The organism is Rodentibacter caecimuris (genome assembly GCF_010587025.1).
Taxonomy (GTDB): domain Bacteria; phylum Pseudomonadota; class Gammaproteobacteria; order Enterobacterales; family Pasteurellaceae; genus Rodentibacter; species Rodentibacter caecimuris.
Window position 1 is genome coordinate 1,145,211 of the sequence record NZ_CP040863.1, and the last position, 24,724, is coordinate 1,169,934.

At 40.9% G+C, this 24,724-nt stretch carries 28 protein-coding genes and 1 pseudogene; 15 read left to right on the plus strand and 14 right to left on the minus strand.

Annotated features, from left to right (window positions below; genetic code table 11):
- The 3 genes from lepB to grcA form a co-directional block, all read right to left on the minus strand.
- Nucleotides 1–1,050 (minus strand): signal peptidase I, encoded by a 1,050-nt coding sequence (gene lepB, locus FEE42_RS05840; RefSeq protein ID WP_059365839.1) that lies wholly within the window; start codon nt 1,048–1,050, stop codon nt 1–3.
- An 8-nt stretch (nt 1,051–1,058) separates the two neighbouring features.
- Nucleotides 1,059–2,855 carry a translation elongation factor 4 gene (lepA, locus tag FEE42_RS05845; protein ID WP_077582579.1) on the minus strand — a complete coding sequence of 599 codons (1,797 nt, stop codon included), beginning with the start codon at nt 2,853–2,855 and terminating at the stop codon, nt 1,059–1,061.
- A 160-nt stretch (nt 2,856–3,015) separates the two neighbouring features.
- Complete coding sequence (gene grcA / locus FEE42_RS05850; protein WP_077582580.1) at nt 3,016–3,399, minus strand: autonomous glycyl radical cofactor GrcA; 384 nt, start codon at nt 3,397–3,399, stop codon at nt 3,016–3,018.
- 248 nt (nt 3,400–3,647) lie between these two features.
- On the opposite strand from grcA, the gene ung reads away from it, so the two are divergent.
- Complete coding sequence (ung, locus tag FEE42_RS05855; RefSeq protein WP_059365842.1) at nt 3,648–4,307, plus strand: uracil-DNA glycosylase; 660 nt, start codon at nt 3,648–3,650, stop codon at nt 4,305–4,307.
- A gap of 79 nt (nt 4,308–4,386) precedes the next feature.
- Nucleotides 4,387–4,746 (plus strand): MmcQ/YjbR family DNA-binding protein, encoded by a 360-nt coding sequence (locus FEE42_RS05860; RefSeq protein WP_059365843.1) that lies wholly within the window; start codon nt 4,387–4,389, stop codon nt 4,744–4,746.
- A gap of 56 nt (nt 4,747–4,802) precedes the next feature.
- Here FEE42_RS05860 and tadA read toward each other — a convergent pair whose 3' ends face one another.
- The 6 genes from tadA to ampD all read right to left on the minus strand — a co-directional run bounded on the left by tadA (nt 4,803) and on the right by ampD (nt 9,439).
- Nucleotides 4,803–5,297: a tRNA adenosine(34) deaminase TadA gene (gene tadA, locus FEE42_RS05865; RefSeq protein WP_256892853.1), complete on the minus strand. Its 495-nt coding sequence runs from the start codon at nt 5,295–5,297 to the stop codon at nt 4,803–4,805.
- Nucleotides 5,298–5,306: 9 nt separating this feature from the next.
- Nucleotides 5,307–6,158, minus strand: coding sequence for a thymidylate synthase (locus FEE42_RS05870; RefSeq protein ID WP_059365844.1), 852 nt, complete (start codon nt 6,156–6,158; stop codon nt 5,307–5,309).
- Nucleotides 6,159–6,167: 9 nt separating this feature from the next.
- Nucleotides 6,168–6,971: a prolipoprotein diacylglyceryl transferase gene (gene lgt / locus FEE42_RS05875; RefSeq protein ID WP_259370290.1), complete on the minus strand. Its 804-nt coding sequence runs from the start codon at nt 6,969–6,971 to the stop codon at nt 6,168–6,170.
- Nucleotides 6,972–6,979: 8 nt separating this feature from the next.
- Nucleotides 6,980–7,777 carry a sulfite exporter TauE/SafE family protein gene (locus tag FEE42_RS05880; protein ID WP_164027910.1) on the minus strand — a complete coding sequence of 266 codons (798 nt, stop codon included), beginning with the start codon at nt 7,775–7,777 and terminating at the stop codon, nt 6,980–6,982.
- Between the two features lie 3 nt (nt 7,778–7,780).
- A complete protein-coding gene (gene rppH, locus FEE42_RS05885) occupies nt 7,781–8,362 on the minus strand; it encodes an RNA pyrophosphohydrolase (protein WP_059365847.1) in 582 nt (193 codons plus the stop codon).
- Between the two features lie 507 nt (nt 8,363–8,869).
- Nucleotides 8,870–9,439, minus strand: a complete 570-nt coding sequence (ampD, locus tag FEE42_RS05890) for a 1,6-anhydro-N-acetylmuramyl-L-alanine amidase AmpD (RefSeq protein ID WP_164027911.1) — start codon at nt 9,437–9,439, stop codon at nt 8,870–8,872.
- 123 nt (nt 9,440–9,562) lie between these two features.
- Between ampD and FEE42_RS05895 the strand changes: the two genes are divergently transcribed.
- The 8 genes from FEE42_RS05895 (at nt 9,563) to rhlB (ending at nt 15,739) form a co-directional block, all read left to right on the plus strand.
- A complete protein-coding gene (locus tag FEE42_RS05895) occupies nt 9,563–10,000 on the plus strand; it encodes a prepilin-type N-terminal cleavage/methylation domain-containing protein (protein WP_059365849.1) in 438 nt (145 codons plus the stop codon).
- Nucleotides 9,997–11,385, plus strand: a complete 1,389-nt coding sequence (locus tag FEE42_RS05900; protein WP_059365850.1) for a GspE/PulE family protein — start codon at nt 9,997–9,999, stop codon at nt 11,383–11,385. Before FEE42_RS05895 ends, FEE42_RS05900 begins: the two co-directional genes overlap by 4 nt.
- Nucleotide 11,386: 1 nt before the next feature.
- The gene (locus tag FEE42_RS05905; RefSeq protein ID WP_059365851.1) at nt 11,387–12,604 is read left to right on the plus strand and encodes a type II secretion system F family protein; all 1,218 of its coding nucleotides are present in this window, start codon (nt 11,387–11,389) and stop codon (nt 12,602–12,604) included.
- Entirely contained in the window at nt 12,604–13,293 is a 690-nt protein-coding gene (locus FEE42_RS05910) for a prepilin peptidase (protein WP_164027912.1), read from the plus strand. Before FEE42_RS05905 ends, FEE42_RS05910 begins: the two co-directional genes overlap by 1 nt.
- Before the next feature lie 9 nt (nt 13,294–13,302).
- Entirely contained in the window at nt 13,303–13,923 is a 621-nt protein-coding gene (gene coaE, locus FEE42_RS05915; protein ID WP_164027913.1) for a dephospho-CoA kinase, read from the plus strand.
- Nucleotides 13,916–14,122 (plus strand): DNA gyrase inhibitor YacG, encoded by a 207-nt coding sequence (gene yacG, locus FEE42_RS05920; RefSeq protein ID WP_164027914.1) that lies wholly within the window; start codon nt 13,916–13,918, stop codon nt 14,120–14,122. Before coaE ends, yacG begins: the two co-directional genes overlap by 8 nt.
- The gene (locus FEE42_RS05925) at nt 14,119–14,391 is read left to right on the plus strand and encodes a GNAT family N-acetyltransferase (protein WP_059365855.1); all 273 of its coding nucleotides are present in this window, start codon (nt 14,119–14,121) and stop codon (nt 14,389–14,391) included. The genes yacG and FEE42_RS05925 overlap by 4 nt, the downstream gene beginning before the upstream one ends.
- A gap of 100 nt (nt 14,392–14,491) precedes the next feature.
- Nucleotides 14,492–15,739, plus strand: coding sequence for an ATP-dependent RNA helicase RhlB (gene rhlB, locus FEE42_RS05930; RefSeq protein WP_164027915.1), 1,248 nt, complete (start codon nt 14,492–14,494; stop codon nt 15,737–15,739).
- Between the two features lie 63 nt (nt 15,740–15,802).
- Here rhlB and accC read toward each other — a convergent pair whose 3' ends face one another.
- The 5 genes from accC to menB form a co-directional block, all read right to left on the minus strand.
- Nucleotides 15,803–17,149 (minus strand): acetyl-CoA carboxylase biotin carboxylase subunit, encoded by a 1,347-nt coding sequence (gene accC, locus FEE42_RS05935; protein WP_059365857.1) that lies wholly within the window; start codon nt 17,147–17,149, stop codon nt 15,803–15,805.
- 60 nt (nt 17,150–17,209) lie between these two features.
- Entirely contained in the window at nt 17,210–17,671 is a 462-nt protein-coding gene (gene accB / locus FEE42_RS05940; protein ID WP_164027916.1) for an acetyl-CoA carboxylase biotin carboxyl carrier protein, read from the minus strand.
- Nucleotides 17,672–17,840: 169 nt separating this feature from the next.
- The gene (gene aroQ / locus FEE42_RS05945; protein ID WP_164027917.1) at nt 17,841–18,290 is read right to left on the minus strand and encodes a type II 3-dehydroquinate dehydratase; all 450 of its coding nucleotides are present in this window, start codon (nt 18,288–18,290) and stop codon (nt 17,841–17,843) included.
- A gap of 57 nt (nt 18,291–18,347) precedes the next feature.
- Nucleotides 18,348–19,340, minus strand: a complete 993-nt coding sequence (menC, locus tag FEE42_RS05950) for an o-succinylbenzoate synthase (protein WP_164027918.1) — start codon at nt 19,338–19,340, stop codon at nt 18,348–18,350.
- Between the two features lie 54 nt (nt 19,341–19,394).
- Nucleotides 19,395–20,252: a 1,4-dihydroxy-2-naphthoyl-CoA synthase gene (gene menB / locus FEE42_RS05955; RefSeq protein ID WP_059365861.1), complete on the minus strand. Its 858-nt coding sequence runs from the start codon at nt 20,250–20,252 to the stop codon at nt 19,395–19,397.
- A gap of 147 nt (nt 20,253–20,399) precedes the next feature.
- Between menB and FEE42_RS05960 the strand changes: the two genes are divergently transcribed.
- The 5 genes and pseudogenes from FEE42_RS05960 to FEE42_RS12845 all read left to right on the plus strand — a co-directional run.
- Entirely contained in the window at nt 20,400–20,966 is a 567-nt protein-coding gene (locus tag FEE42_RS05960) for a DUF5358 domain-containing protein (RefSeq protein ID WP_135969038.1), read from the plus strand.
- A gap of 180 nt (nt 20,967–21,146) precedes the next feature.
- Nucleotides 21,147–22,805 carry a phospho-sugar mutase gene (locus FEE42_RS05965; protein ID WP_164027919.1) on the plus strand — a complete coding sequence of 553 codons (1,659 nt, stop codon included), beginning with the start codon at nt 21,147–21,149 and terminating at the stop codon, nt 22,803–22,805.
- A 76-nt stretch (nt 22,806–22,881) separates the two neighbouring features.
- Nucleotides 22,882–23,211 (plus strand): DMT family transporter, encoded by a 330-nt coding sequence (locus tag FEE42_RS05970; protein ID WP_135969040.1) that lies wholly within the window; start codon nt 22,882–22,884, stop codon nt 23,209–23,211.
- Between the two features lie 152 nt (nt 23,212–23,363).
- Nucleotides 23,364–24,014, plus strand: a complete 651-nt coding sequence (gene yczE, locus FEE42_RS05975) for a membrane protein YczE (RefSeq protein WP_164027920.1) — start codon at nt 23,364–23,366, stop codon at nt 24,012–24,014.
- A 165-nt stretch (nt 24,015–24,179) separates the two neighbouring features.
- Nucleotides 24,180–24,625, plus strand: a pseudogene (locus FEE42_RS12845) (IS1595 family transposase); the annotation flags it as partial.
- Nucleotides 24,626–24,724 lie beyond the last annotated feature (99 nt).

A 24,724-nucleotide genomic window follows, 5' to 3' on the forward strand; every position in this document is an offset into this window, starting at 1 on the left:
TTATTTAATTGCTGTAAAGAAACGTTCAAAACGCAAGCCTGTCGGCCATTCGTTTGGTTCTTTTTCCAGACTCATCCAAATATAAGTGGCTTTACCGACAATATTTTTTTCCGGTACAAATCCCCAAAAACGACTATCATCACTGTGATCGCGATTATCACCCATGACAAAATATTGCCCTTCCGGTACGACCCATTCTGCGATCGGATTCCCCTCTTGGGTAAAAAATTCCGGGCCGGCATAATAGCGATACGGGCTAATCAATACGTTGTGTACCACATCACCTTTTTCTGTCAATTCCAATTCATTCGGAAATGCCGGATTCGTTGGATTTTGACTATATTCAAACGCTTTACTTTCACAGTTTACTTCGCAAGGTTTACCTTCTTTACCATACACAATCTTCAATGTTTTTTGATCCATATCGAAAATGATACGGTCTCCGCCTTGCCCTACAATACGTTTAATATAATCCACACCGGACATATTATTTTTTGAGGTTAACGCTAAATTTTCCGCATAAGCCGCTCGGGTTGCCCCCAATCCGGTACGAAGTAAGGCTTGTTCCGGCGCTTTAAATACGATGACATCACCACGTTGTGGCTTATCACCTGCAATAATCGTATTTTGAAAAATAGGATCTTTGACGCCATAAGCATATTTATTCACCACCAAAAAATCGCCTACACGCAATGTTGACTCCATTGAGCCGGAAGGGATTTGGAAAGGTTCAAATAAAAACGAACGGACAAAGAACACCACAGCAAGCACAGGAAATAATGAAGACAAAAACTCCGAACCTTCTGAAATAGGTTCGATTTTTGCCTTTTCTTCATCTGTTAATGCCTGACCAGAACGCTGCTCGGCACGAGCTATTTTACGTTGGCGTTTCGGCATAACAACAAAGCGATGGTAACACCATAATACGCCTGAAACCGTGGTCAAAATCAACAATAAAATACCGAAGGTATTCGGCAACTGGAAATAATCCAAAGCTTTCCAAATACCGAAACCAACGGCCAGTAAAATGATAAAAAATAAATTCGACATAGCTTTCCTTATTTATCCTTACCTACGTGTAAAATTGCTAAAAACGCCTCTTGCGGTACTTCTACATTACCTAAGGATTTCATTCGTTTTTTACCTTCTTTTTGTTTCTGTAAAAGTTTTTTCTTACGGCTAACATCACCACCATAACATTTCGCTAACACGTTTTTGCGTAATTGTTTCACCGTTGAACGTGCAATAATGTGATTACCGATAGCGGCTTGAATAGCAATATCAAATTGTTGGCGAGGGATCAGCTCGCGCATTTTTTCCACTAATTCACGACCACGATATTGTGAATTATCTTTGTGGACAATTAACGCTAACGCATCCACACGCTCACCATTAATCATAATATCGACACGCACCATATCCGCCGCTTGGAAACGTTTAAAACCATAATCCAGCGAGGCATAACCGCGGGAGGTTGATTTTAGACGATCGAAGAAATCCAGCACCACTTCGCCCATTGGGATTTCATAAGTCAATGCAATTTGATTCCCGTGATAGACCATATTGGTTTGTACGCCACGCTTTTCCACACATAGTGTAATAACGTTTCCTAAGTATTCTTGCGGCACGAGCATATTACATTCTGCAATCGGTTCACGAATTTCGGAAATATTATTAAGCGGCGGTAATTTAGCCGGACTATCCACATACACCACTTCGCCACTGGTCATTTCAACTTCATAAATTACCGTTGGTGCTGTGGTGATTAAATCAAGATCATACTCCCGTTCTAAGCGTTCTTGGATGATCTCCATATGAAGAAGTCCCAAGAAGCCGCAACGGAAACCAAAGCCAAGTGCGGTTGAATTTTCCGGTTCATAGAATAATGAGGCATCATTGAGACTTAGTTTACCCAACGCATCACGAAACGCCTCATAATCATCCGAACTGACGGGGAACAAACCGGCGTAAACTTGAGGTTTGACTTTTTTAAAGCCGGGTAAAACACTACTTGCCGGGTTATGTTGATGAGTTAATGTATCCCCCACCGGTGCACCTAAAATATCTTTAATCGCACAAACGACCCAGCCGACTTCGCCACAATTTAATACCGTTGTGTCCACTTGCTTTGGTGTGAAAATACCAAGACGATCCACATTATAAGCCTGCCCTGTGGACATCACTTTAATTTTATCGCCTTTTCGTAATACGCCATTTTTTATCCGTACTAAGGAAACCACGCCAAGATAGTTATCAAACCAAGAATCAATAATCAGGGCTTGTAACGGCGCATTCGGATCGCCCTCAGGAGCAGGGATTTTCGCCACAATTTCTTCCAATACATCTTCAATGCCCTGTCCGGTTTTTGCAGAACAACGCACCGCTTCCATCGCGTCAATACCCACAATATCTTCAATTTCTTCGGCAACCCGTTCAGGATCTGCTGCCGGTAGATCAATTTTATTTAAAATCGGCACAACCTCCAGATTCATTTCAATGGCGGTATAACAGTTCGCTAGAGTTTGTGCTTCTACCCCTTGCCCGGCGTCCACCACTAACAATGCGCCTTCACAAGCGGCAAGAGAACGGGAAACCTCATAGGAAAAATCCACGTGTCCCGGTGTATCAATAAAGTTTAATTGATAGGTTTCCCCATCTTTGGCTTGGTAATTTAAAGTTACGCTTTGAGCTTTAATGGTGATACCGCGTTCACGTTCAAGATCCATTGAATCCAACACTTGTGCTTCCATTTCACGATCTGAAAGACCGCCACAGGTTTGAATCAAACGGTCGGAAAGGGTTGATTTACCATGGTCAATATGGGCAATAATAGAAAAGTTACGAATATTCTTCATAAAAGTTTTGGTTTTCTCAAAAAATCATCAAATTTAACTGGCGGATTGTACCTGAAAAGCACCAAAACCGCTAGGGAAGAAAGGAAAGTGCGGTGGATTTTTTCTGAGTTTTAGAAAAACAAAACCCCGACAAAATCGGGGTTTCTATTTAATCTTTCAATTACAGACTTTCAGTGAAAGTACGGGTAATAACATCACGTTGCTGTTCCGGAGTTAAAGAATTGAAACGCACTGCGTAACCGGAAACACGGATTGTTAATTGTGGATATTTATCCGGATTGTTTACCGCATCTTCTAATGTTTCGCGACGTAACACGTTCACATTTAAGTGTTGACCGCCTTCCACTTTTACGGTTGGCGCAACGTTTACCGGTAATTCACGGTATTCGATTTGACCAAGTTCGCTTACTGCAACAACTTGATCTTCCTTGAAATCCCCTTTTGCGCATAGGCAACGAGCCTCATTCGTCTCACTATCTAACAACCAGAATGAGTTGAGTAAATTGTCATTTGCTGCTTGGGTAATTTGAATACCTTTAATCATAATAGACTCCTAAGTTGGTATGGGTATAATCATAAAACTGTGCAAATTTTATCAAAAAATTTTAATACATCAAATTCTTTTGATTAAGAATAAGCAGCTTTTTGCAAATTTTTCGTGAGATCAAAAAATTTTCTTGTAGCCTAATCGAGTTACAAGACTTAAATTAACAGTTCATCAACAAATTATCTCGTTCCATAGGTTATAACTTAGTTTATAATGCGACAACTCAATTTAAAGAGGATTCAATAATGAAAACATGGACAGATGTGATCGGCAAAGAAAAAGAGCAACCTTATTTCCAGCACACATTAAAACAAGTTCACCTTGCTAGACAAAGTGGGAAAACCGTTTATCCTCCGCAAGATGAAGTGTTCAACGCGTTTAAATACACCGCATTTGAAGATGTTAAAGTGGTCATTTTAGGTCAAGATCCGTACCATGGTCCAAATCAAGCACACGGGCTTGCTTTTTCAGTTAAACCGGAGGTGGCAATCCCTCCGTCCCTCGTGAATATCTATAAAGAATTAAGCCAAGATATTGCCGGTTTTCAAATGCCCTCCCACGGTTATTTAGTGAAATGGTCGGAACAAGGGGTGTTATTGCTCAATACCGTATTAACCGTTGAGCGGGGACTTGCCCATTCACATGCCAATTTAAATTGGGAAACCTTTACCGATCGCGTTATTGAGGCACTTAATCACTATCGTAAAAATTTAGTTTTTTTGCTCTGGGGTAGCCATGCGCAGAAAAAAGGTAGAATGATTGATCGCTCTCGTCATCTGGTTCTTAGTGCGCCTCACCCGTCTCCCCTTTCAGCACATCGAGGTTTTTTAGGTTGCCGCCATTTTTCCCAAACCAATGCTTACCTGAGGGAAAACGGGATCAAAGAAATTAATTGGCAAGTTTAAAGTGCGGTCAATTTTTCATGGTTTTTTATAGAGACATTTAGTGATTCGCTAAGTAAATTCCAATTAAAGGAGGAAAGTAATGAATCAGCGTGAGATGTTGCTGACCTACGCTGCCGAACAATATGGTACATCACCTGAATATTTATGGAAAAAATTCCCAAGTTATGCCGTTCTTCGCCATAATAATCTGAGAGCAAAATGGTATGCCCTCATTGCAAACGTACCTAAAATGAAACTGGGTTTAAACGAGGAAGGAAATGTAGAAATTGCCAATTTTAAGTGTATTCCCGAATTAGTCGGAGCCTTACGACAAAATAAAAATATTTTCCCCGCTTATCACATGAACAAGGAACATTGGATTACCGTTATACTGGATAACAACGTCCCTGATGATGAGTTATGTCGGTTAATGGAAGAAAGTTATAGATTAACAGGGTAATTCCAAAACCGCTTAAATAAGTATTAAAAAATGTTTATGGGAGGGAAAAGTGTAACCTACAATCTTGCATTTACCTTTTCTGACCGCTTCTCAGCCCGCCTTTTACGAAAAAATGCACTTAATTTCTCACCACATTCTTCCGCTAATATTCCGCCGGTAATTTCTACGGTATGATTCATTTGATAATCATCAAAGAAATGGAAACGGGAACCAACCGCCCCGGTTTTATAGTCAGACGCACCAAATACCAAACGCCGAATTCGGCTGTGTAAAATTGCACCGGCGCACATCGTGCAGGGTTCAAGTGTCACATAAAGGGTAGTATCAAGCAAACGGTAGTTTTGTACCTTTTTTGCCGCATGGCGTAATGCCACAATTTCTGCATGGGCGGTCGGATCATTTTCAGTAATCGAAAGATTCCAACCTTCCCCGAGTACATTCCCCTCGCTATCCACCAACACAGCTCCCACCGGAATTTCCCCTAAAGATTCGGCCTTATCCGCCAAGTCTAGAGCAAGACGCATAAATTTTTCATCAAAATCCGACCGCACTTTTCCGCCTTATACAGAGAAAGGATACTTAATCGGCTCGTGAGATTGATAGCCAATCACCTTGAAATCATCCATCGTTACCCAAGTTTCCAAATCTTCTAGGGTTTTGATATCCGGATTTATCTCCAGTTTCGGTAACGGAAACGGTTCACGTTTTAATTGCACATCACGCATTAATTCCAATTGATCTTCATAAATGTGTGCATTAATAATTTTATGGAAGGCTTTGCCCGCTTTCTTTCCGGTAATTTGAGCCATTAACGCTAAAAAAGTAAAAACTTGAATTTGATTGAAATTTAATCCTAACGGCACATCGCAAGAACGTTGATAACTGGTGAGATGTAAAGTATCGCCTACCAGGGAAAAGGTATGGGTGTGCATACAAGGGCGCAAGCAGCCAAGATCAATCTCCCCCGGGTTGAAAAACGTCATAATTTCACCACGATCATCAATGCCTTGAGTAAGATTATTCACAATTTTACGTAACTGATCGACGGTTTCGCCGTTCGGTTTTCGCCATGATCTGCCCTGAACACCGTAAACACGCCCCATATCATCAGTGCCTTTACGATGAGGATTTGCCAACCAAGCCACATTGTCATTAGCATTTGCATCCCACGTTTTGGTGCCGAGTTTGCGGAAGTCCGCCGCATTATCATAGCCCCGAATGTAGCCTAAAAATTCCGCAATCGCGGCTTTCCAATAACTTTTGCGAGTCGTGATAAGCGGAAATTGGTTATTCGCAACATCATATTCCAAATCGGCATTAATCACCGTTAGACAACGTTTGCCCGTGCGTTTATTGGCGATCCATTCTCCTTCATCAATAATTCGACGGCAAAGATCAAGATATTGTTTCATAAAAACTCCTTAATTTTTCACCGCACTTTTGCGGGTATAAGCCCATAACATAATCAAACCGCCGCCAATAATCATTGGTAAACATAATGCTTGACCGCGGGTCATCACCCCTAGGAATGATTCAACCTCCGGTTCACGCACATATTCCACAACAAAACGAAATACACCATAACCGATTAAAAATAGACCGGAAACCGATCCTGCCGGACGTGGTTTTTTAATGAAAAAGTTAAGGATAGTAAATAACACCAAGCCTTCTAAAAAGGCTTCATAAAGCTGTGAAGGATGGCGTGGCAATAAAAGCGGGTCATTCGGGAAAATCATCGCCCAAGGTACATCGGTTTCACGTCCCCAAAGTTCAAGGTTAATAAAATTGCCAATACGCCCTAAACCCAAACCGAATGGGATCAACGGTGCCATAAAATCTGCCGTTACCCAAAACTGACGCTTTTGCGAACGGGAAGTCCAAATCATCGCAACAATTACCCCGATTAACCCGCCATGGAACGACATTCCTCCTTCCCATACTCGGAATAAGTAAAGCGGATCCCGTAAGAAATGATCCAAGTTATAGAAGAACACATCACCAATACGCCCTCCTAAAAATACCCCCATAAAACCGTTGAAAAGTAAGGTATCCACTTGTTCAACCGTCCAACCGCTATTGGGTTGGTTAGCACGTCTCACGGCAAGCCAACGGGCAAAAACAAAACCAAGCAAATACATTAAACCGTACCAACGCAAGCCGATATTGCTATCACCAAAGGTAAAAATGCTCGGATCAAAATGGGGAAGGAGTAGATATTGATTCATAATTTTCCTTATTTCAGAAACATATCAATGGCGATGGCAATTAATAATAATGCAAAGCCCTTTTTCAACATTGACACCGGTAATTTCGTGGTTGCCGTTGCGCCTAATTTCGAGGTGAAAAACGAGGTAGCGGTAATACCGAATACTGCGGGCAAATAAATATAACCCAAAGAATAATCGGGCATAGCAGGATTATCCCAACCGCTCACCATAAAACTCAACATACCGGATAGACCAAGTAACATACCGCAAAAAGCGGAGGAACCGATCGCTTTTTTCATATCGATTCCGCGTGAATTTAAAAACGGCACGATAAAACCGCCACCGCCAATACCTGCCGCACTGGATGCCATACCGATTAAAATACCGCCGATAATGGAGGATTTTGTCGTCAGTGTTTTTGTCGATTCCGTTGCTTTCGGTTTGATAGAAATTACCATTTTTACGGCTAAATAAACCACAAGGCAAGCAAATAACTTTGCCACAATATCGCGATCTAATTTGCCAATGAATAAACCGGAAATAAAGACTGTAATCATAATCACGGGAGCGAGAATTTTTACTGCCTCCCACACAATATTGCCCAATTTATGATGACGTTGTGCCGAAGAAAATCCTGTAATCACAATAGTAGCAAAAGAAGTGCCAAGTGCGGTTGACATCAGCAACGGTTCAGGTACCCCCATCATTGGCAACAAATAAACCAATACAGGCACGATCACCAAACCGCCGCCAATACCGAATAAGCCGGCAAGAAACCCGACAAGGGCGCCAACTAACAGGCAAATTACAATAAAAGCCAGCATAGCCTAACCTCTTTTATTAAACGGACGTTTAGAATATTTTGAATAATGGGATTTACGCGAAGGTGTGAATTTTTGTTCTCGTTCCGATTGATCTACCGATTTCTCTTTCTCATTAGAAAATAAAAAAGTAGCAAATTCTTTCATCGCCCGACGATACACTTCTTTCTTAAATGATACGACTTGGCGTACGGGATACCAAAAACTTACCCAACGCCAGCCATCAAATTCAGGGGATTTAGTCGTTTGCATATTGATATTTTTTTCATCAGAAATCAGCTGTAATAAAAACCAACGCTGTTTTTGCCCGATACACATCGGCTTACTGTCATAACGCAACAAACGCTTTGGTAATTTATAACGCAGCCAATGTTTCGAAACAGATAAGATACGTACATCTTTCGGCTGTAATCCCACTTCTTCATATAATTCCCGATACATCGCTTGCTCGGCACTCTCATTATCATTAATGCCGCCTTGTGGGAACTGCCAAGAATTCTGCCCATAGCGTTTAGCCCAAAGCACCTGTCCTTTTCGATTGCAAATCACAATTCCCACATTTGGACGGTAGCCATCAAAATCGATCACTATCGTTTTACCTTAAATTTTTATAAAAATAATCTGTGAATTGTTCCATAAATCCGTGTTTTTATCAACCAAAGCGGCAAAAGTGCGGTCATTTCTCAAACCATTTTCAGATTGTGGATAACATTGTGATTAACTCAATCATAATCCACAATAAATCTGTGTGAAAAATTACAAGAGGCTTTTATTCTCGTTGGATCCTCTCACTTTAATAAAATTTTTTGCCAAGATCCTTTTTAAAAAGGATCCGCACTTTATTTCATCAAAGTACGGTTGAAAACTATTCATTATTCCCAAGTAAGCAATTGTCAGCTGAAATTTCAGCTTCTCCTGAAGATTATCCAATATTTCTGTGGATAAAATTGTGATTGAGAAAATTCAAAAGGCGGTATAACTTTTCCCAATCCGCTAGGCGAGATTTTACAGTTAATTTAATTCTTTATAATTCAAATAGTTAGATTAAATTCTATCAAGCAGCTGTAATGTGAATAACAGAATAAATATTGCTGTCTATTTTTTAGGCTGACCGTCGATCCCGTTCAAATAACGTTCCCAATCAAAGTATTGACCCGGATCGATCTTACGCCCTGGAGATATATCCGAATGTCCCACAATACGGTTTTGCGTGATGTTTAGATAAGCCGCCATAATACACTTGGTAAGTTGTTGTAGCGCGTCGTATTGAGCATCGGTAAAAGGTTGCTCATTACTCCCTTCAAGCTCAATACCAATGGAAAAATCATTACATCTTTCACGTCCCTCAAAGCTGGAGATCCCAGCATGCCAGGCACGATCATTAAAATTCACATATTGTGTAATAATGCCACAACGATCGATCAAACAATGGGCCGATACACGCATTGAATGAATTTCCTCAAAATAAGGATGAAGTTTAGGATCTAACTTACCCTGAAAAAAATCATCAATATACCCACCACCAAATTGTTCCGGTGGTAGGCTAATATAATGAATCACCAACAAAGAAATATCTTCCTTATCCAAACGTTCATCAAAATGGGGCGAAAGAATTCGTCGGCAATCAGTCAACCAACCTTGTTCAATACATTTCAGTTTTTTCATTATTTTCTCCTATTTTTGCGAGTATGATCGCAGAAAAAGTGCGGTCAATTTTACAAAGTTTTTTTCCTTCTAGACAATGCTCTCGCCAATATCGGCTTAACCCGCATTTATAAAGGAAAATCAATGAAACTCATCTCTCAACCCGGACTGAAAAAAGGATTTACGCTCATTGAATTAATGATCGTGATTGCAATCATTGCAATTCTTGCCACTATCGCCATTCCGTCTTATCAAAATTATACCAAAAAGGCGGCAATGTCCGAATTGCTACAAGCCTCTGCCCCATTTAAATCAGATGTCGAACTCTGTGTTTACGGCACCGGCAACACCTCAAATTGTAGTGGCGGCTCAAATGGTGTTGCCGCCAACATTACCACCGCAAAAGGCTACATAAAAAGTGTAAACACGAGTGCAGGCGTAATAACTGTTACAGGTAACGGCACATTAGATGGAATAGAATATACCCTCACCGCAAACGGCGATAAATCGAAAGGTGTGACTTGGTCAACCACCTGTATCGGCGATACGTCCTTATTTCCGGCAGGATTCTGTTCAAAATGACACCGGCATTACTTGAACATCGTATAACGGCACAAAACGGTGAGATCTTTTCGATCTCATCAGAGCTATGGGAACGCAATAAACAGCAACAGGCTCTATTTTTGCACTATTTTTCCCTGCCTTTAAAAGAAGAGGAAAATCGTCTATGGCTCGGTGTCGATTCTCTCTCCAATCTCTCAGCTTGCGAAACTATTGCTTTTGTTACCGGAAAATTGGTTGAACCGGTTTTGCTTGACAGCACACAACTCAAAGATCTTCTGCAACAACTTTCGCCGCAATCCGTACAAGTAGAAGAGCAAATAAATTTCTACCACCCTCAAGAGCAAGAACATCAGGAAAAAAACGATGACGAACCTATTATCCAATTACTCAATCGTATTTTTGAGGCAGCACTACAAAAAAACGCTTCCGATATTCACTTAGAAACTTTACAGGATTGTTTTCAAGTGCGGTTTAGAATTGACGGGGTTTTACAACCCCAAGCACCGATTAGTAAAAATTTAGCCAATCGGTTAATTTCCCGATTAAAACTGCTTGCTAAACTTGATATCAGCGAAACCCGATTACCACAAGACGGGCGTTTTCAATTTAAAACAACGTTCTCCGATATTCTTGATTTTCGCCTTTCTACACTGCCTACCCATTGGGGCGAAAAAGTCGTACTTCGCGCACAACAAAATAAACCGGTGGAATTGAGTTTTGCAGAACTGGGCATGACGGAATCACAACAACACACTTTTCAGCAGGCACTCCGTCAACCTCAAGGTTTAATTCTGGTTACCGGCCCAACCGGTAGCGGAAAAAGTATCTCCCTTTATACCGCACTTCAGTGGTTAAATACACCCGATAAACACATTATGACCGCAGAGGATCCCATCGAAATTGAATTAACGGGGATTATCCAAAGCCAAATTAATCCGCAAATCGGACTGGATTTTAGCCGCTTATTACGTTCATTTTTACGACAAGATCCCGACATTATTATGCTCGGTGAAATCCGAGATGAAGAAAGTGCGACAATGGCACTACGGGCGGCGCAAACCGGCCATTTAGTGCTTTCAACCTTACATACAAATGATGCCATTTCTGCTATATCACGCTTACAACAACTTGGGATTCAACAACACGAAATAGAAAGTAGTTTATTACTGGTGATAGCCCAACGGCTTGTGCGAAAACGCTGCCAAAAGTGCGGTCAATTTTCCATTGATTCTTGCGATTGCCATCAAGGTTATCGCGGCAGAATTGGCGTTTATCAATTCTTACATCGTCAACAAAACAACTATCAAACCGATTTTGCCAATCTCCGTCAAAGCGGGTTAGAAAAAGTAAAACAAGGCATCACCGATGAGGCGGAAATTTATCGTGTTTTGGGAGGCGAATAAAATGGCAAAAAAACTTTTTTACTACCGGGCACATAATGCCCTAAAGCAAATGCAAAGAGGCTCAATCATTGCCGACTCAATGCAACAAGCGCAATTTCGATTGATGAACCGAGGGCTCACCAATGTCAAATTACAAAAAAACTGGCAACTCAACAGTAAACCGAAAAAAACAGAAATTAGTGCATTATTGAATCAACTTACCACGCTTCTACAATCTGCGATTCCGCTTAAACACAGTTTACAAATTTTGCAACAAAATTGTACCCAACTTGCTTTAAATGCCTGGCTGGAACAGCTGTTAAAATCTATTGAAGCCGGATTATCTTTTTCCCAAAGTATTGAGCAACAAGGCAAGTATCTTACCCAACAAGAAATTCAATTAATTCAGGTTGGCGAAATGACGGGAAAACTGGCAACTGTTTGCAGCAAAATTGCATCACATCGCCATCAATCCCTAACACTACAACGCAGATTACAAAAAATTATGCTGTATCCCGCTATGGTATTGGGAATCTCTTTATTGCTAACACTTGCACTTTTACTTTTTATCGTGCCGCAATTTGCCGAAATGTATCAAGGTAATAATACTGAGTTACCCGCACTCACTTCGCTGTTACTTTCCACCTCAAATCTGCTTAAAGAAGATATCGGCATCTTGCTATTTTTTACGCTGATATTCATCCTGTTTTATCAATTAAAATTAAAGCATTCCTCACACTTTCAACGGAAAAAAGCTCAAATCATTGCTGTGATGCCGATTTTTGGCAATATTCAGCAGCTCTCCCGTTTAGTAAATTTCAGCCAAAGTCTATACATTATGTTACAAGCCGGTGTGCCACTTAATCAGGCTTTACATAGTTTTCTACCACGCATACAAACTTGGCAAACTAAAAAAGCCATCTTGAGTGATCAAATTCTTGATACTGAAGTTAGGTCAATTTTACATTGGGTTTCACAAGGTTATGCCTTTTCAGATAGCATAAGTAGCCACCTATTTCCTATGGAGGCACAACAAATGCTGCAAATCGGAGAAAAAAGTGGAAAACTGGCTTTGATGTTACAACATATTGCAGAAAACTATCAGGAAAAACTCAATCATCAAATTGACCTCCTTTCTCAAATGTTAGAACCAATGATGATGGTGATTATTGGAAGCCTCATAGGCATCATTATGATGGGAATGTATTTACCGATTTTTAATATGGGATCGGTGGTGTAATGATCTATCTTGCAAGCTTTTTACTCGGTGGAATCTTCGGTATCACTTTATGGCTTTATATCTCCACTTTTATTGAACGCTTACAAACCGATATTTATAGCACTTACACAGCGCTGTTCCCACAAAATCCCCCCATATTTCAACCGCATTTTGCCGCTATTCAAGAAAAAAAGTGCGGTCATTTTTTTCGCTATTTTTTTACCGTTGGATCGCTATTTAGCGTGCTGCTCTTCACCACAGAAAATGCTTTTTTTAGTTTATGGTTAGCCTGTACACTCCTCTTACTGTGGACAATCGCTTATCTCGACTGGCAATATCAACTGATATCAACAACATCTTGTCTCATATTAACTGCTTTAGGCTTCATTGGTGCTTCTCAATCCTTTTCTTTTTTAATATTGGAAGAAAGCCTACAAAGTGCGGTTATTTTTTTCTTCGTTTTTTATAGTATTTATTGGTTAGCAAAGTGGCACTATAAAAAAGAAGCGTTTGGACAAGGTGATTATTGGCTCGCACTTGGAATCGGTAGTTACTTACCGTTAAAACAATTACCCGTCTTTTTATTGCTCGCCTGTTTATCCGGTATTTTATTTGCCCTACTTTCCCAAAAAAGAAAGGCTTTTTTGCCTTTTGCGCCTTTTCTCTGTCTCTCAAGTTTTGTAGTATGGTTATTCAATTATTACTCATAAGGAATCGTAATGACTTATATCGTAGGGTTAACCGGTGGTATTGGCAGCGGCAAAAGCACCGTTGCCAATTTATTTGCCGAGCTTGGCGTACCCATAGTAGATGCTGATATTGTTGCACGTGAAGTAGTTGCAAAAGGCACACCTTTGCTTGAACAAATTACCGAACATTTCGGTACATCTATTTTATTAGAAAATGGCGAACTCAATCGCCCTGCACTACGCAAGATTATCTTTGCTAAGGAATCGGAAAAAAATTGGCTCAACGGTTTATTACACCCGGCTATTCGGGAATCTATGCTAAAACAACTTTCCGCACAAACTGCTCCCTATACGCTTTTTGTTGTACCGCTGCTTATTGAAAATAACCTTACCGAGCTTTGTCATCGTGTGCTTGTTATTGATGTCAACCCACAAACCCAGCTGATGCGGGCGACAAAACGCGATAAAAATAACCTTGAACAAATCCGACAAATTATGAATGCACAAGTCAGTCGGGCAGAGCGCCTAAAATGGGCAACGGATATCATTAACAATGACAAAGAGCTGGCTGAAAACTTACCGCACCTAAAGCAAAAAGTGCTAGAATTGCACCAATTTTATTTACAACAAGCGAAAACGACACATGTCTGAAGAAATTATTGAAGTCCCCTGCCCAATTTGCCAAAAAGCCGTTCCCTGGACGACAGAAAGCCCATTTCGACCTTTCTGTAGCAAACGTTGCCAACTTATCGATCTTGGCGAATGGGCCGCTGAAGAAAAAGCCATTCCAAGCGATACCGCCGATTTTGCTATGGATCCTAATTTAAGAGATGAATGGAATATAAAATGAGAATTCAACATCAGGAAGATCACCAACAAGGTGAATTTTTTATTTTAAATGAACAAGGGGAGAAAATCGCCGAACTCACGTATTTTTACGAAACGGAAAATACAATTAATGCGAATCACACCTTTGTATCAAACCAACTCCGCGGGCAAGGTATCGCCGATAAACTTTATCAAGCATTACTTACCTTTATCACGGAAAAGCAGTTAGCACTTCATCCGACTTGCAGTTATATCAAATGCAAATGGGAAAGAAATAATAACAAGGGATAAAATCATTTTCCTATTCTATGTTAATGTAAAGTGCGGTCATTTTTGAGTAATTTTCCCATCTGTGCTATCCTCAGTGCATTTTTAAGAAACTATAATTTCCATGCAACAAGATTATTTAAGCCAACAGCGATTTACTGATTTTCCTTTACACCCGATTGTTTTAAAAGCCTTACAGATCAAAGGCTTTGAGTATTGTACACCTATTCAGGCACTTTCATTGCCTATCAGCTTGCAAGGTAAAGATATTGCAGGACAAGCGCAAACCGGTACCGGTAAAACCATCGCGTTTTTAACTACAACTTTTCATCATTTACTGGCTTATCAAAAAGATAAGACGGACTATAACCAACCACGCGCCTTGATCCTTGCTCCAACCCGTGAACTTGCAGTTCAAATTAGCAACGATGCGGAGTTTTTGGCAAATGCAAGCGGATTAAAAACCGCGCTTGCCTATGGTGGGGACGGTTATGACAAACAACTACAAGCCATTGAGCGCGGAGTAGATATTTTAATCGGCACCACGGGGCGTATTATTGATTATGTAAAACAAGGTACGATTCGTTTAGAACAGATCCAAGTTGTGGTATTGGATGAAGCGGATCGAATGTTTGATTTAGGTTTCATTCGCGATATTCGTTATTTATTGCGTAAATGTCCTTCCCCACAAAAGCGTTTAACAATGCTCTTCTCGGCAACCCTATCTTACAAAGTACGTGAACTTGCCTTTGAAGATATGAATGATCCGGAGTACATCGAAATTGAACCCGAACAAAAAACCGGTCATCGTATTAAGGAAGAATTATTTTACCCTTCTAACCAAGACAAAATGGCATTATTGCTAACATTAATAGAAGAAGAATGGCCTGAGCGCTGTATTGTATTTGCGAATACGAAACATCGTTGTGAAGAAATTTGGCGTTATTTAGCGGCTGACGGACATCGTGTGGGATTACTCACCGGCGATGTCGCACAGAAAAAACGTTTGACACTATTAAAACAATTCACTGACGGTGTGCTAGATATTCTTGTCGCAACCGATGTAGCGGCTCGGGGTTTACACATTGCAGATGTTACCCATGTATTTAACTATGATTTACCGGATGATCGTGAAGATTACGTACATCGCATCGGACGTACCGGTCGCGCCGGTGAAAGCGGTGTTTCAATTAGTTTTGCCTGTGAAGAATATGCAATGAATCTTCCTGCTATTGAGGAATATATCGGGCATTCAATTCCGGTAAGCCAATATGATCAGAATTCTTTATTAAGTTTACCTAAGCCGTTGCCTTTAAAATCCCGCTCAAATAATTCCCGAGTACCGCTAAGAAATCGCGTACATCGGAAATAAAACTTCACCTTTAGAAAGATTTTTAGTTGGCAATAAAAAAGCTCACCAATGTGAGCTTTTTTGTTAATCATGTAATCCTAGTTTTTTCTCAAGGTAGTGAATATTTGTTCCTCCCTTTTGAAAATTTTCATCTTCTAAAATCATTTCATGCAATGGGATATTTGTTTTGATGCCATCAATAATAGTTTCCGCTAAGGCATTTTGCATACGACGAATTGCCACTTCACGTGTATCGCCATAAGTAATCAATTTTGCAATCATGGAATCATAATGCGGAGGCACAGTATAACCACCATACACGTGAGAATCCCAACGTACACCGAACCCACCCGGTGAATGTAAGTGAGCAACTTTGCCTGGTGAAGGCAAGAAGGATTTTGGATCTTCCGCATTGATACGGCACTCAATCGCATGCCCTTTCACTTTCACATCTTCTTGTTTAAAGGAAAGTGGTAGCCCTGTGGCAATGCGTAACTGCTCTTTCACCAAATCAATGCCGGTAATCATTTCGGTAACAGGGTGCTCTACTTGGATACGGGTATTCATTTCGATGAAATAAAACTCACCATTTTCATATAAGAACTCAAAGGTACCCGCACCACGATAACCAATTTCCACACAAGCATTGGCACAACGAGAACCGATATCACGGCGTAATTCTTCGGTAATTCCCGGTGCCGGCGCTTCTTCCACCACTTTTTGATGGCGGCGTTGCATAGAACAGTCACGCTCCGCCAAATACACCGCATTGCCGTGAGTATCCGCCAGTACTTGAATTTCCACATGACGTGGATTTTCTAAGTATTTTTCCATATAAACCATATCATTATTAAACGCCGCTTTTGCTTCCGCTTTTGTCATCGCAATGGATTCTTCTAATGCTTCTTCGCTACGGACAACACGCATACCGCGACCGCCACCGCCACCGGAGGCTTTAATAATAATTGGATAACCGATACGTTTTGCAATTTCTTTATTTTTGGCTATGTCGTTTCCGACAGGGCCATCAGACCCCGGCACACAAGGCACCCCGGCTTTTTTCATTGCTTTAATCGCAGAGACTTTATCACCCATTAAACGAATAACATCTGCTGTCGGCCCAATAAAGGTAAAACCGGAACGCTCTACTTGCTCGGCAAAATCCGCATTTTCAGATAAAAAACCATATCCCGGATGAATGGCATCTGCCCCCGTTACTTCGGCTGCTGCAATAATCGCAGGAATATTTAGATAGCTTTTTGCCGAAGGTGCGGGCCCGATGCAAACGGTTTCATCTGCCAATAATACATGTTTTAAATCACGATCTGCTGTGGAGTGAACCGCAACGGTTTTAATGCCTAATTCCTTACACGCGCGTAAAATGCGTAACGCAATTTCACCACGGTTGGCAATCACAACTTTTTCTAACATAAGAAATTCCACTTGTTAAAAAATGGCGGGCAAGCCCGCCATTTTGGATAATTGATAGGATTATTCGATAACGATCAATGGTTGATCAAATTCAACCGGCTCGCCATCATTGACGAGGATTGCTTTTACTATGCCGGCTTTGTCCGCTTCAATACGGTTCATCATTTTCATTGCCTCAACGATACAAAGCGTATCACCGACTTTAACCGACTGTCCTACATCAACAAATGCCTTCGCTTCCGGGCTTGGGCTACGGTAGAATGTGCCAACCATCGGGGAACGAACTTGGTGACCAACCACTTCTTCAGACACTGCCTGAGCAGCAGTTGGCGCAGGTGCATTGACCTGAGCCGGTACAACTGCCGGTGCCGCAATAGGTGCGGAATATTGTACCGCCGCCGGTACAACGGCAGGAGCGGCACGACTAATACGAACCGTCCCCTCTTCTTCTTGAACTTCTAATTCAGTGATACCTGATTCTTCCACTAATTCGATCAGTTTTTTAATTTTACGAATGTCCATTATGTTCTTCCTAAAAGAATAAAATTTTTGACCGCACTTTTATCTATCCAAATTAAGTACACAAAATTGCGATCAGTTATAAACTTGTCTTTAAACAGGCAAAGATTACATTAAATTTAGCTAAATTGCGATAAAATTCTATGAATTTCGCCTAAAATGCTTATTTTCATTACTTTTTCGCCAAAAAATCCAAGGCAAATAAAAAGGCAAATTCATACCCCTTTGCGCCAAACCCGCAAATCACACCTTCCGCAACATCACTAAAATAAGAATGATGACGAAACGGCTCACGTTTGTGTACGTTAGACAAATGAATTTCCACAAAAGGAATGGATACCGCCAATAACGCGTCTCGCAAAGCTACGCTCGTATGCGTATAAGCGGCAGGATTAATTAAAATAAAATCTATCGTTTGGAAACTTTGGTGGATTTTCTCAATCAATTTTTCCTCGCTATTTGCTTGGAAACAATCCAGTTCAATATTGTGTCGGTTAGCTAATGCTTTCAAATTTTCTTCAATGACCGCAAGGGATAAACTACCGTAATGTTTAGGCTCACGCACGCCTAACATATTTAAGTTCGGGCCATTTAGTAACAAAATTCGGGATTTTTGCGACATTTTCTCTTCCTTTTAAGGTTGTGCATTATACGGATTTTTCAATAAACGGTGGTCGAATCAGATAATCCTTGTGATCAATTCGGAATCCAAATCAATAAGCGGTAATGTCGATTCTTTCCATGGACGAAGCACTTGATAAGCCATTAAATCCAACGTATCTAAACCCGGTATCACATTCGGTGTATATTGTTGTGCCATTCGTGCCAGTTGGGTTAAGCCAAAGCTACTTTCAATACTTGAACTAATCACTGCTTTTAATCCCAACGTATGAGCTTTTTTGATTAATTCAATACAGCGCTCAAGGGAACCGATTAATGTCGGCTTAATCACAATTGCCACCAGCTGAGGCGCTTTTTTAAGCTGAAAATCGGGAGTTCGTAACGATTCGTCCCAAGCAATAGCAATTCCAGATTGAGCCGCAAACTCAAGGCTTAGTTCCTGCGTATGACAAGGCTCTTCCAAAAATTGAATGCGGGCACGATGCGCCGGTTTTATTTTTGCCGCAAACAACAATGCTTTTTCAAGCGACCAACGACAGTTTGCATCAAGACGCAGTTGTAAGTCGGGAATGGCTTCTAAAAACATATCCGCGATCAACCCGTCTCGGTTAGCTTCATACATCCCCACTTTGATTTTTGCCACTTTCTCACCGGAAAGATGGGATAATTTTCCATAAAGCTCATCGGGATCGCCATAACACAAAGGAGCAGTGTGATAATTTCCCTCTGCATTGAGTTTACCCTTGAGTTCTGCCAGTGCACAGCTCAAGCCAAAGGCTACGGACGGATAAAGCCCATCAAGAGATAATTTTTCATCACGACTACGTGCCACATCCCAATCGACAAGCCATTGTATCGCTTGGCTTTCCGCCATTTCTAAGGATTCTTCACTAAATCCCGGCAACGGCGCAATTTCTCCCCAACCTTCATTATGCTGACATTGGATACGCACGAGCAAGCCTTCACGACGTTTTAGAAAGCGCCCCCGCAAAATGAGTTGGCTATCAACAGGAATAGAATAACGATAAAGATTATAGTGTCGAATTGTCATAAATTTTGCTTACAAAAAGTGCGGTTGAAATAAACCGCACTTTTGACTGAATAATTAAGGATTACGTCTGAATTTACTGAAGTCCGGCGCACGTTTTTCATTAAACGCATTGCGACCTTCTTGACCTTCTTCCGTCATATAGAACAACATAGTGGCATTGCCTGCGAGCTCTTGTAAACCGGATTGACCGTCGCAATCCGCATTTAATGCAGCTTTTAAACAACGTAAAGCAATCGGGCTGTTACGCAACATCTCACGGCACCAACGCACGGTTTCTTTTTCAAGATCGGCATAAGGTACTACGGTATTCACTAAGCCCATATCCAAGGCTTCTTGCGCATTATACTGACGACATAAGAACCAAATTTCACGGGCTTTTTTCTGACCGACTAAACGCGCCATATAGCTTGCCCCCCAACCACCGTCAAAGGATCCTACTTTCGGCCCCGTTTGACCAAAAATAGCATTATCCGCGGCAATGGTTAAATCACATAACATATGTAATACATGGCCGCCGCCAATGGCATAACCAGCCACCATTGCCACCACCGGTTTTGGACAAGTACGAATATCCCGTTGGAAATCCAATACATTTAGATGATGTACGCCGCTTTCATCTTTGTAGCCGCCGTAATCCCCACGAATTTTCTGATCTCCGCCGGAACAAAATGCTTTTTCACCTTCGCCGGTCAGAACAATTACCCCGATTTTTTCATCAAAACGGGCATCAGAAAAGGCATGAATCATTTCTTTTACGGTTTGCGGACGGAAGGCATTACGCACTTCAGGGCGGTTAATGGTGATTTTTGCAATACCATCGGTGGACTTATGATAACGAATGTCCGTATAGCCCTCACTGTGATCGACCCATTCAACGGGTGCATAAAGCACATCATCTTTTGGATTTTGCATGAATATTCCTTTTTAATTAATGAAAAGTGCGGTCATTATAACGGAAGTTTTTCGGTTCGGGAAAATGAAAATTTATTTCAGCCTTTATCTATTCTGTGCTTATTGCTAAAATTTCGTCCACATTAAAGCAATCTCTCGAGATCAAATATGAAATTTATTTTTACACTCGGCAGCATACTATTACTCAGTGCTTGCAGCTTTTTCAACGCTTCACAATCCCCTATTCCGGCCGAATTTGCGGGGGCGGATTATCAACTGTCGGATAAAAATGCGAAACAATGGGCGATAGCCAGCAAACAGGCGGAACAATGCATTTATCCCAATCTCACCCGTATTCAGCAACAGCATTTCGCTAAAGAGGACAGTTATATTCACTCCCAATATATTTTTTTCTATCCATTGGAAAAAATTATTGGTGAAGATTATGTCAAAATCATTCAGAACGATGAAAAATCGATGAATTACGCCACGTATCAATTTAAAAAATTTCGGACGGAAATAGCTAATGTTGAACCGTTGGAAAATAAAAACTGCCTAATTTTACGCACCCAAGCACGTGATGACTTAGATGTCGTGAAAGGGCAATATAAAAACGGCATGGTGGATAATTCAAAGAATGAAGGCGGCACACAAAAAAATACTGACGGTGTTGCAACCAATCAAAATAAATTCTTTTTTGACATTATAAAATGGGGTTCGGCGCTACTACTATAAGGTTGATCAATAACCCCAGACATCACTTAACATAAAAAATCAAATACCGTTTTTTAAGTAAACGATTAGACGAATAAAAAGTGTTAAACAGATCAAACTTTCAGTAAATAAGCCTTTGAACTTCAATCGTTTTCCGATAGTCTAGCGAGAATATTTCTTTTAACTTAAGAAGGTGAAATTATGGCAACTCTTTTTGATATAGCACAAAATTGGTTAAACCAGGATCCTGATGCAGAAACCCGTGCAGAATTAACCGCACTTTTAGAAGCGGCAAAAGAAGGCGATGTAAAAGCCGAAGCTGAATTACAGGCTCGTTTTGACGGTCGTTTGCAATTTGGTACTGCCGGCTTACGCGGCCCCTTACAAGCCGGTTCAATGGGGATGAACCGTGTTTTAGTGGCGCAAGCCGCCGGCGGTTTAGCGGATTTCTTGAAAGACTACGACAAGCAACCTTCTATCGTGATAGGCTACGACGGACGTAAAAATTCAGATGTGTTTGCACGCGATACCGCGGAGATTATGGCGGGCGCCGGCGTGAAAGCGTATTTGTTACCACGCAAACTGCCAACGCCGGTATTAGCTTATGCGATTCAATATTTCGACACCACAGCAGGCGTGATGGTGACCGCAAGTCACAACCCACCTGAAGATAACGGTTATAAAGTCTATTTGGGTAAGGCCAACGGTGGCGGTCAAATCGTTTCCCCTGCCGATCAACAAATTGCCGCATTAATCGACAAGGTCGCAGCCGGCAATATTCAAGATTTACCGCGTAGTGATGATTATGTGGTATTAAATGATGAAGTGGTGGAGGCTTATATTACGAAAACCGCCTCTCTCGCCAAAGAACCGCAATGCGACATCAACTATGTGTACACCGCTATGCACGGCGTGGGTTATGAAGTCCTAAGCAAAACGCTAGCCAAAGCGGGTTTACCACAACCTCATATTGTCGCAGAACAAGTCTGGCCGGACGGCTCTTTCCCAACGGTTAATTTCCCTAATCCGGAAGAAAAAGGCGCCTTGGATCTTGCAATTAAAGTGGCGAAAGAAAACAATGCAGAATTTATTATCGCAAACGACCCTGATGCTGATCGTTTAGCCGTTGCCGTACCTGATGCGGAAGGTAACTGGAAACCTTTACACGGCAATGTGGTGGGGTGTTTCTTAGGTTGGTATTTAGCCAAACAATACCACGCACAAGGCAAACAAGGAGTATTGGCTTGCTCGCTCGTTTCCTCACCGGCACTAGCGGAAATTGCCAAAAAGTACGGTTTCCAATCGGAAGAAACCTTAACCGGTTTCAAATATATCGGTAAAGTACAGGGCTTATTATTCGGCTTTGAAGAAGCGCTCGGTTATTTAGTTGATCCAGATAAAGTACGCGATAAAGACGGTATCTCGGCGGCGATTATGTTCTTAGATCTTGTTCGTAACTTGAAAAAACAAGGTAAAACCTTGGCGGATTATGCCGATGAATTTACTCAAGAATTTGGCGCTTATGTAAGCGGACAAATCTCTATTCGTGTCAGCGATCTTGCCGAAATCGGTAAATTAATGACCGCACTTCGCAATACACCGCCAAGTATCATCGGCGGTGTGAATGTGACACAATTGATTGACCACACCAAAACCGATCGTCAAAGTGATATTCTGGTGTTCACACTTGAAAACGGTGGTCGCTTAATCGTTCGTCCTTCCGGTACCGAACCGAAAATTAAATTCTATTTGGATGCACGGAGTACCGATCCGAAAAATGCAGAACAAGTGCTTGCTGATTTTGATGAAGGCGTGCGTAACATTCTTCGCCAAGATGCCTACGGCAAACAAGAATGTTAATAATTAAACAGTTACGATAATGCAATAAAAGAGATGCCTAATTGCATCTCTTTTTTATTTCATGAGGAATAAACAAATGAACCCTTGGATTTTACTCGCAATTTCCATTTGCTTAGAAATTGCTGCAACAAATTTATTAAAACTGAGCGATGGTTTTACCAAACTTCTTCCTACCGTAGGCTCACTCACGCTCTATGCAATTTCTTTTTATTTTGTTTCAATTATTTTTCGTTCTTTACCCGTTGGTTTGGTTTACGCCATTTGGTCAGGGGTGGGGATTGTCCTTACGGCAGTCGTTGCCTATTTTGCTTTTGGACAAAAAATTGATACGGCTGGAACAATTGGAATCGGGTTAATTATTGCCGGCGTGTTGGTTATTAACCTATTTTCAAGAGTCTCCCATTAAAAAGAGCGGTTTCCTACATTAACCAATACCTAGATTTCACAAAAAGTGAAAATCTACATAGTTAATTTCGCTATATAATATGGTATTAAAGTGTTTTGCCTTTCACTTATTCCCCTTTATGATAGCCATATCTTCTTAATCATAGGTACGTTATGAAAAAAGCACGAGCAATACCTCATACAAACTGGGCGGCAAGTTCATTATGGTCGATAGAAAGTAAAACGATCTGCGTGTTGTTATTTGCATTAGCGATATTGGGAATTGGCGACGGGCTAATTGTATTGTCCAATTTTGGTTCCACGCCTTGGACAGTACTTTCTCAAGGCATTGCCTTACAAAGTGGAATCAGCATTGGTTGGACATCGTTTTTTATCAGCGTTGTAGTAATGTTGGCATGGCTACCTTTAAAACTACGTTTTGGACTAGGCACTCTTCTAAATATTATTATGATTGCTTTTTTCTTAGACATTACGACAAAAATTCTACCGGAACCGACCGCACTTTTGTCACGCATGGCTTTTGGAATAATCGGGATTTTTCTCTATGGGTTAGGCACAGCATTATATCTCACTTGCCATTTGGGGGCGGGCCCTCGTGACGGGCTTATGGTGGGGATTTGTCAACGCTTCCACCTAAAAGTAGGATTCGTCCGTACCGCTATTGAAATATCGGTTTGCTTATTCGGTTTTTTTCTGGGAGGAATAGTGGGTATCGGCACGCTTATTTTTGCCGCTGGAATCGGTTGGATTGTACAAGGTTGCCTAGAATTAATCGTTCGTTTCTCGCATTCATTAGAAACCTGAGAGGTAATAAATTAAAAAACATTAAAATAACTCTTATATATCCTCTAGGAACATTAGTTTATACTATTTAATCTTACTGTACTAGATATTCTATCATTTAGGTCATTATTTACAATTTTAGTTACCCTATTTGCAATAGCTTGTTGTCTAAATAGAGTGCTTTATGGTGAAATTAAAGCCGATGAAAGCTATTCCAATGACGCTCAAAGTAAAGGCGGTATTATGCATGGGGCAAAGCCGCAGTATTTGGTTTTCCCAAACTTAATGGTAAGATTTATACCGTTGCTGTACCGAATACACAATCAACATTGCTCCCGATTATTAGAGAGAAGCTAGAGTCAGACTTGTACCGATATCTATCGTAGTTATGATCTCCTTGATGATGAATTTAGCCGATTTTGCACTCATCGCAACACACATTTTACTGAAAATCATGAGCACATAAACGAAATTGAGAATTTTTGGAACCAAATAAGGTCATTTGTACAAGTTTAAGGGTATTCTAAAGTGCAGCGCATTTTAAGCTCTGTTTAAGGGAATGCAAGTTGCAATCACAGAGATATAAAAAATCTCTGATTTCCATTTTAAAACATCTAGTGAAGAATAGATTAGCCAAGTTATCTAGGGCAACCCCTTATTTTTTGGTGTCTAATCATACAATTACCTTTTCTTATATCAGTTTTCCAATTAACGTTACGTAATTTTTAGAT